Origin of the sequence: Rhodoferax sp. (assembly GCF_037143375.1) — a bacterium.
GTDB lineage: Bacteria > Pseudomonadota > Gammaproteobacteria > Burkholderiales > Burkholderiaceae_C > Rhodoferax.
On sequence record NZ_JBAWYV010000156.1, the window covers coordinates 1 to 7,124 of the forward strand.

7 protein-coding genes and 1 pseudogene are annotated in these 7,124 nt (G+C 56.6%); 4 read left to right on the forward strand and 4 right to left on the reverse strand.

Features of this window, described 5'->3' with window-relative positions; translation table 11 throughout:
• Window positions 1-230 (forward strand): annotated as a pseudogene (locus WCG50_RS16205) (ROK family transcriptional regulator); the annotation flags it as partial.
• Window positions 231-234: 4 nt separating this feature from the next.
• On the opposite strand, the gene WCG50_RS16210 reads toward WCG50_RS16205, so the two are convergent.
• Entirely contained in the window at window positions 235-882 is a 648-nt protein-coding gene (locus tag WCG50_RS16210; protein WP_336900632.1) for a VTT domain-containing protein, read from the reverse strand.
• A gap of 144 nt (window positions 883-1,026) precedes the next feature.
• Between WCG50_RS16210 and mutL the strand changes: the two genes are divergently transcribed.
• Complete coding sequence (gene mutL / locus WCG50_RS16215; protein ID WP_336900633.1) at window positions 1,027-3,039, forward strand: DNA mismatch repair endonuclease MutL; 2,013 nt, start codon at window positions 1,027-1,029, stop codon at window positions 3,037-3,039.
• 20 nt (window positions 3,040-3,059) lie between these two features.
• Window positions 3,060-4,466 (forward strand): MATE family efflux transporter, encoded by a 1,407-nt coding sequence (locus WCG50_RS16220; protein ID WP_336900634.1) that lies wholly within the window; start codon window positions 3,060-3,062, stop codon window positions 4,464-4,466.
• A 123-nt stretch (window positions 4,467-4,589) separates the two neighbouring features.
• Here the strand turns inward: WCG50_RS16220 and WCG50_RS16225 are convergent, their stop codons facing one another.
• Together WCG50_RS16225 and WCG50_RS16230 are read right to left on the reverse strand one after the other, a co-directional pair.
• Window positions 4,590-4,913, reverse strand: coding sequence for a hypothetical protein (locus WCG50_RS16225; protein ID WP_336900635.1), 324 nt, complete (start codon window positions 4,911-4,913; stop codon window positions 4,590-4,592).
• 143 nt (window positions 4,914-5,056) lie between these two features.
• A complete protein-coding gene (locus WCG50_RS16230; RefSeq protein ID WP_336900636.1) occupies window positions 5,057-5,332 on the reverse strand; it encodes an HNH endonuclease signature motif containing protein in 276 nt (91 codons plus the stop codon).
• 131 nt (window positions 5,333-5,463) lie between these two features.
• Between WCG50_RS16230 and WCG50_RS16235 the strand changes: the two genes are divergently transcribed.
• Window positions 5,464-6,654, forward strand: coding sequence for an SPOR domain-containing protein (locus tag WCG50_RS16235; RefSeq protein WP_336900637.1), 1,191 nt, complete (start codon window positions 5,464-5,466; stop codon window positions 6,652-6,654).
• Window positions 6,655-6,696: 42 nt separating this feature from the next.
• On the opposite strand, the gene WCG50_RS16240 is transcribed toward WCG50_RS16235, so the two are convergent.
• The gene (locus WCG50_RS16240) at window positions 6,697-6,951 is read right to left on the reverse strand and encodes a hypothetical protein (protein ID WP_336900638.1); all 255 of its coding nucleotides are present in this window, start codon (window positions 6,949-6,951) and stop codon (window positions 6,697-6,699) included.
• Between the last annotated feature and the right edge of the window lie 173 nt (window positions 6,952-7,124).

Here is a 7,124-nt window from a genome sequence, read left to right on the forward strand (position 1 = left end):
TGGACATTGAAGCGGTGGTGATTGATGGCTCTTTTTGCCGCGCCCTGCTGAGCCGGCTGATTGCACAAACCAATGAAGCCCTGCAGCGCTACAACTGGGAAGGCCTGTGGCACGCCACTGTGGTGGCGGGCAGTGTCGGGCCCGATGCCGGGGCGCTGGGCGGTGCCCTCTTGCCCTTGCACGCCAACTTTGCGCCCGACCAGGATTTATTTTTAAAAGTCGGCGTTTAAACGATCAGGCCTGGGCGGGCTTGGTGCGCGACTTCCAGGCCCCCAACAGAATCACCAGACCCGGGATCAGGATCATGGCCCAGATGATTTTGTCCAGGTGCGCCTTGACGAACGGAAAGTTGCCAAAGAAATAACCGATGGTGATGATGCCCACCACCCACAGCGCCCCCCCGGTGACATCAAAAAACGTAAACCGGGTACGGGTCATCTTGGCCACGCCCGCCACAAACGGCGCAAAGGTGCGCACAAACGGCATGAAGCGCGCTGCGATGAGGGTGATGCCGCCGTAACGCTCGTAAAAATCATGCGCCCGGTCAAAGGCCGCTTTGTTGAAAAACCGGGAGTTCTCCCACTTGAACACGCGGGGGCCAAAGTAGCGCCCCAGCGCGTAGTTGGATTGGTTGCCCAGAATGGCGGCCGCCAGCAGCAAGCCCACCGAAAGCGTGTAGTCCATCAAGCCCACGCCGCACATGGCGCCGACCACAAACAGCAGCGAGTCGCCTGGCAGAAACGGCATGACGACGACACCGGTTTCGACAAAAATAATCAAAAACAACAAGGCATAGACCCAAAGACCATAGCTTTGCACGAACACCTCCAGGTGCTTGTCCACATGAAGAATGAAGTCGAAGAGATAAGTAATGATTTCCATGGGACAGAATTATCACTGCTTGGTCTGGCGTGCCTGTGTGGCGAAGCGCAAAAGCCTGACCGGTCGTGGCGTTGAAATTTATGCAGGTCGTTGCGAATACACCCCGCCCGACGAGGGCACGCAGGTAAATCTAAAATAGGCCGGGTGAACGACGCCATTACCCCCCTTCCCCGCCGCCCCATTCGTGAATTACCCGACGAACTCATCAGCCAGATTGCGGCCGGTGAGGTGGTGGAGCGCCCAGCCTCGGTCGTGCGCGAACTGGTCGACAACGCGCTCGACGCCGGGTCGACTCAGGTCACGCTGCGCTTGCTGGCCGGGGGCGTGCGGCTGATTTCTGTGGAAGACGATGGCGCGGGCATTTTGCGCGAAGAACTGTCGATTGCCTTCAAGCGCCACGCCACCAGCAAGATCAGCAGCTTGCTCGACCTGGAATCGGTGGGCACCATGGGTTTCCGGGGCGAAGCACTGGCCGCTATAAATTCAATAGCTGACTGCGCTTTGTTATCAAGGGCTACAGGCCAAAACAGTGCTTATATGTTGGATGGGCGCACGGGTGAGTTGTCGCCAGTGGCCCGCAGCACTGGCACCACGGTCGAAGTCAAGGAGCTGTTTTACAGCACCCCGGCACGGCGCAAATTTCTCAAAACCGACGCCACCGAGTTATCGCACTGCGTTGAAGCGGTGCGCCGACATGCGCTGGCCCGGCCCGACGTGGGCTTTGCCATCTGGCACGAAGGCAAGTTGGTCGAGCAATGGCGCCGCTGCGAGAGCCGCGCCTATGCCCTCGCCGCCCTGGAGCAGCGCCTGGCCGATGTGCTGGGCGCAGAGTTTATCGAGCGCTCGGTCTGGGTCGACTACCAAACCAGCGCCAACCGCCCCGGCAACCCGCCGCAAATTCGGGTTTGGGGCCGCGCCGGTATTCCGGACGCCGCACGCTCGCGGGCCGATCAGCAGTTTTGCTACGTCAACGGGCGTTTTGTGCGCGACAAGGTGCTGACCCATGCCGCCCGCAGCGCCTACGAAGACGTGCTGCACGGTCACCGCCAACCGGTTTATGCGCTCTATATCGAGATTGACCCGACGCGGGTTGACGTGAATGTGCATCCGACCAAGATCGAAGTGCGTTTTCGGGACAGCCGCGAAGTGCACCAAGCGGTGCGCCATGCGGTGGAAGACGCGCTGGCCGCACCCCGCGCTGGTGGGGCGAGCGCCCCCGAAACGCCCACCAGAAATACGGATGACTCATTCGCAGCCAATCCCTTGCCAAACCCTGAAACCTTTGGCATTTATGCATCAAATAGACCTCTAGCCCCCGTTCCCTATGCGCAAGCAGCTATGAATTTCGGAGTAGAGGTGGGCCATCGGGTGAGTGACCTGGGGCTGCTGTGGAACAAGCCTGACCCGGCCAGCCCTGCGCCCACACCCACCGAACTTGGCCCAGTGCCCGCATGGACTTCAACCAGCGCCGCCCGACCAGACCTGGCCACAGACTTGCCTGCTGGCCACTGGCCGCTGGGACGCGCGCTGGCCCAACTGCAGGGCATTTACATCCTGGCCGAAAACGCCCAGGGCTTGATCGTGGTGGACATGCACGCCGCCCACGAGCGCATTGTTTACGAGCGATTGAAAACACAGTGGCAGGGTTCACAGGCATCGATCAGCGTCGCTTACGGTTCAGCAGACAACGCTGCCAACCCGCGCCCGGCCCTGCCCGGCCTCGCCAGCCAGCCGCTGTTGATCCCGGTCACGTTTGCCGCCACGCCGGCCGAGGTCGCCACCGCCGAGGCGCATGCTGACACCTTGAACATGCTGGGCTTGGAGATCACCCCGTTTTCAGCCAAAACCCTGGCGGTTCGGGCGGTGCCCAGCACGCTGGCCCAAGGCGATGCGGTGGAACTCGCCCGAAGCGTGTTGGCCGAACTGGGCCAACACGAGGCCAGCACCGTCATCCAGCGTGCGCACAATGAGTTGCTCGCCACCATGGCCTGCCATGGCGCTGTGCGCGCCAACCGCCGCCTGACGCTCGAAGAAATGAACGGTCTGCTGCGCCAGATGGAAGCCACTGACCGCTCCGACCAGTGCAACCACGGCCGCCCCACCTGGCGCGCCATCAGCCTCAACGACCTCGACAAGTTGTTTTTACGCGGGCGCTAAGCCCCAAGTCACGCGCCCACATGCCTACCCTTGCGGCGCTGAGTCGCTTTTCCTCTGTCGTCCAACGCGCCAAAGTTCGGGCCGAAATCCACGCGCTGTGGTTGCTGGCCTGGCCGATTCTGGTGGGCCAACTGGCCAACGTCGGCATGGCCGTGCTGGATGTCGCCATGGCGGGCCACGCCTCGGCGCAAGATTTGGCTGGGGTATCGCTGGGGGTGTCGATCTGGAACATGGTCATCATCACCCTCATGGGCGTGATGATGTCGGTCAACCCGATCGTGGCCCACCATGTGGGTGCCCGGGATTTCAATAAAGTGCCGCAGGTGGTGCGCCAGGCGCTCTGGAAAGCCTTGGGCGTGGGGCTGCTAGCGAGCTTGGCCGCCAACGGGGCCACAGTCGTTTTTGACCATCTCGAATTGGAACCGCTGGTGTGCGCCATGGCCAAAGATTTTGTGCACATCACCAGTCTGGCGATGCCTGCCTTTGCCTGCTACCGCGTGCTCTATGGCTACAGCGCCAGCCTGAACCAGACCAAACCGCTGATGGTGATTGCCGTCGGCGCACTCGCCCTCAACGCCCTGGTGAACTGGCTGCTGATCTTTGGCAACCTGGGCTTTCCCCGGCTCGGCGGCTTGGGCTGCGCCTGGTCAACGCTGCTGTGCGTCTGGTTCAACCTGCTGGTGTTGCTGTGGTGGATGCAGCGCGCTGATGCCTACCGCAGCACCTGGCCGCTCGGCCGTTTTGAGCCACCGCACTGGCCACAGGTGCGCGGGCTGCTCAAGCTGGGCCTGCCGATTGGCGTGACCTACTTTGCCGAGACCAGCGCCTTCAGCCTGATTGCCCTGCTGGTGGCGAAGTTTGGCAGCACCCAGGTGGCCGCGCACCAGATTGCCTTGAACTTTTCATCGCTGATGTTCATGCTGCCGCTGAGTCTGGGCCTGGCCATCCTGACGCGCGTCGGCCAATCTCTGGGGGCGGGTGACCCGGTGGCTGCACGTTTTCGGTCCTGGGTAGGTATTGGTACCGCGCTATTTTTTGCCGCCGCTTCCGCCACCCTCATGGTCATTTTCAACACCCAGATTGCTGCGACTTACACCACCGATGTCACGGTGGCCGCCCTGGCGGCCCAGCTGTTGTTTTTAGCCGCCATCTTCCAGATTTCGGATGCCACGCAAGTCGCCACCGCATGCGCTATTCGAGGGTACAAAGTCACGCGCGCGCCGATGGTGATCCACCTCACCGCATTCTGGGTGTTCTCGCTGCCTTTGGGTTATGTGCTGGGGTTGGCACCGGGCTGGATGCCGTGGCGACCGGCTCACGCGATGGGCGCACAAGGTTTCTGGATTGCCCTGGTGGTGGGCCTGACCGTGGCAGCGCTGGGCCTTAGTGGACTCTTGCGTCATGTGGCCCGGCAGCGGCTGACTTGATTAAACCCAACCTCGGCGCTGGCTACGCGGTCAACCAGCGCGCAGCTAAAGTTTCAAAGTATTTTGGGCACTTATGAGGTCAATGGAGATGCTTTGAATTTTCGACTTGACGGACGACCCGCATTACTCTTCAAAACGAGGATGCGAGTGTCCTTCAGCGGGATCTCCGGTATCTGGGTCTATCCAATCAGAAATTCCGATTTCATCCTCCGCTTCCTGAAGCGTTTCACCGGGTTCAGGCGCCTGCTCATAAGTTGCCCCCGTGTCCGCCAAAGCAAGTTCGTAGCTCGCAAAAGGGCCAAACTCCTGCTTGCCTTCAGGCGCCCGCCAGTAATAGCCGTCAGGTCGTACCGTGATTTGGGTATCAAGACCCTCCTCATTCAGGTCCTCGTCCTCGCCAATCAACTCAACTTCGGCAGGAGTCACGGGTACTTTTATCAATTTCATGATTTTTCGATTCAAAAAATAATCAAATTACCAAGGCTACGCGCCAACAATCCAACTTGTTTAACGAGCAGCTTGCAAATTGATTTTGCCCACCAAAAATTCCAACGTCAACACTTCTTTTTCATGATTATTTGATTTGAAATTCATTTACAAATCTCGCTGATCCGATGAACACCACCCGGTAAAACCATCGATTCAATGACTAGCCCTGTAGCATGACGTCGGTTATTGCACAGGTCATGGCTAATGGCGAGGTTTTCCAGATGACTGCTACCGCCCTCGCTCAGCGGCTTGATGTGTTCGAGGGTTGCGGCGGCCGGTAAAACATGCTCACCGCAAACCCAGCAAGGAACTGTCCCATGCAGCTGACGGGCTACAGTCTTGTAAATTTTGTCCCGTGTCAATGAGAGTTTGCTCATGGTTGAATTGGAAATTTATGTAATATTTGAATGATTGGCAAAGTCCAATATAGTCGTAAAGTTGAGCAAGTTTTGTCTTAGACATGACTACTTCGCGTCAGCATCGGTTCGATTAAATTTCTAAACACAAAATGACTACAACCGACCCCACTGAGGTGCCCCAAAGTGTTACCACTCTGGATAATTTCGACGAAAGCCCAACGACTTCGCTTTACCGAGCCGCCATTGGTTCGATTAACAACGACTATTACCTCCCTATTTTCATGCGCTTTGAGGCCGCTGACAAAGCGTCCGCAAGCTGGAATTGGGCGGCTTGCCTGTACACACTGAACTGGATGATTTTTCGCCGCTTATGGGCGCCTGCTTGTATTTACCTGGCAACCATGAGCGGCGCAATCCTTCTGATTTTTGTTTTTGGCATGTCCTTGTTTCAAATTTCAGAAACGACTGAGATGAGTTTGTTCGTGGCATTGGGCATCTTGAGCTTGGTGATTCCTGGTTTTTATGGAAACGCTCTATTTCATGCTGCAATTCGTAAAAAAATGGGGCGGGCACTTTCGGCGAGTCGGACCATGCAAGAGGCAACAACCCTGCTGAATCAACAGGCAGGAACAAGAAAGTATTTCGCCTGGTTGGCATTGGTGAATCTGGTGCTGGCGAGCGCTGCAGTTGGCGCCTACCTGCTACCTCACAATGACGCCAAGCTGAAAGTGAAAGACCTAGTCAGCACGCAACCCAACGAAAAAAGTGCGCGAATTGCAGCCTTGCCCCAACCATCCCTGTCGGCGTCTGCCGCCGTATCAGCGCCAACCGTAAAGTCGAACACAGTCATCGTAACGGCGCAAGAATCAACTGTTGAACTTCAAATTACACCTCCCGTTGACACTTCCGACAGAGTTCCGTCGAGTTCCAACTTTGTTCCAAGAAGACCCATCGTCTTAGCCGCAATGGCACCCACGGCAAGCAGCTCTGAAGCCTTGCCAGCCAGCCTGCCGACCCTGGTCAAAATAACTCAACCGTTGCCAACTTCAACGAGCGAAACCGTCGAATCACGTCTAAAGAAACCAGCTTCTAAAAATCAAACGGAAAAGATCAGCCCTTACTTTGTCAATGTAGGTTTGTTCGCGAAGGAACAAAATGCCAACAACGCCTATTTGAAACTATCAACTGCAGGGCTAGTGGCAGAGAAACTGGAATTAAAAACCCAAAAAGGCCAGCGCACCCGAGTACGTGTTGGCCCCTTTCAGACTCAAGCAGAAGCAGATGTCGCGTCCGAAAAAATTCGGTTACTCAACCTTGATGCCATCATCATTCAGCAATAACTCGTCAAACCTTTGTGTTCAGGCCGACTTCAACTTGAATCATCAGTTTTTTGGATGCGTCTTCAGGTAATCCTGAATAACTTCGGAGACCCGTTCCAGTTTTTGCATGGCCTCAGGAACAAACTTTGTTAATGGGTGCGCAGTTCTGTACTTTTCCATGAAGTCTTCAATCGACTCATGCTGATCAACTGGAAGTCGAGCGTCCATTTCTTTCTTGGTGCTGTAAGCGTGCTGATGACGAAGCTCGGCCGCCAGTTCTCGCACATGCGCCGCAAGAATTAAATCATCTGTTCTCATGTTCTCTCCTCTCTAAGAGTTTGGTAATTTGTAATACCAATTTTTGACACCTGCGTAAACCATCGAATTGAAACGCATCAACGTGCAAGATACACCAAAAACAGTAAGACAAACAGGGCTCCCGGGTTCGACAGCTAATCGACCAACACCGCCACAAAGTTCAATGAAATCAA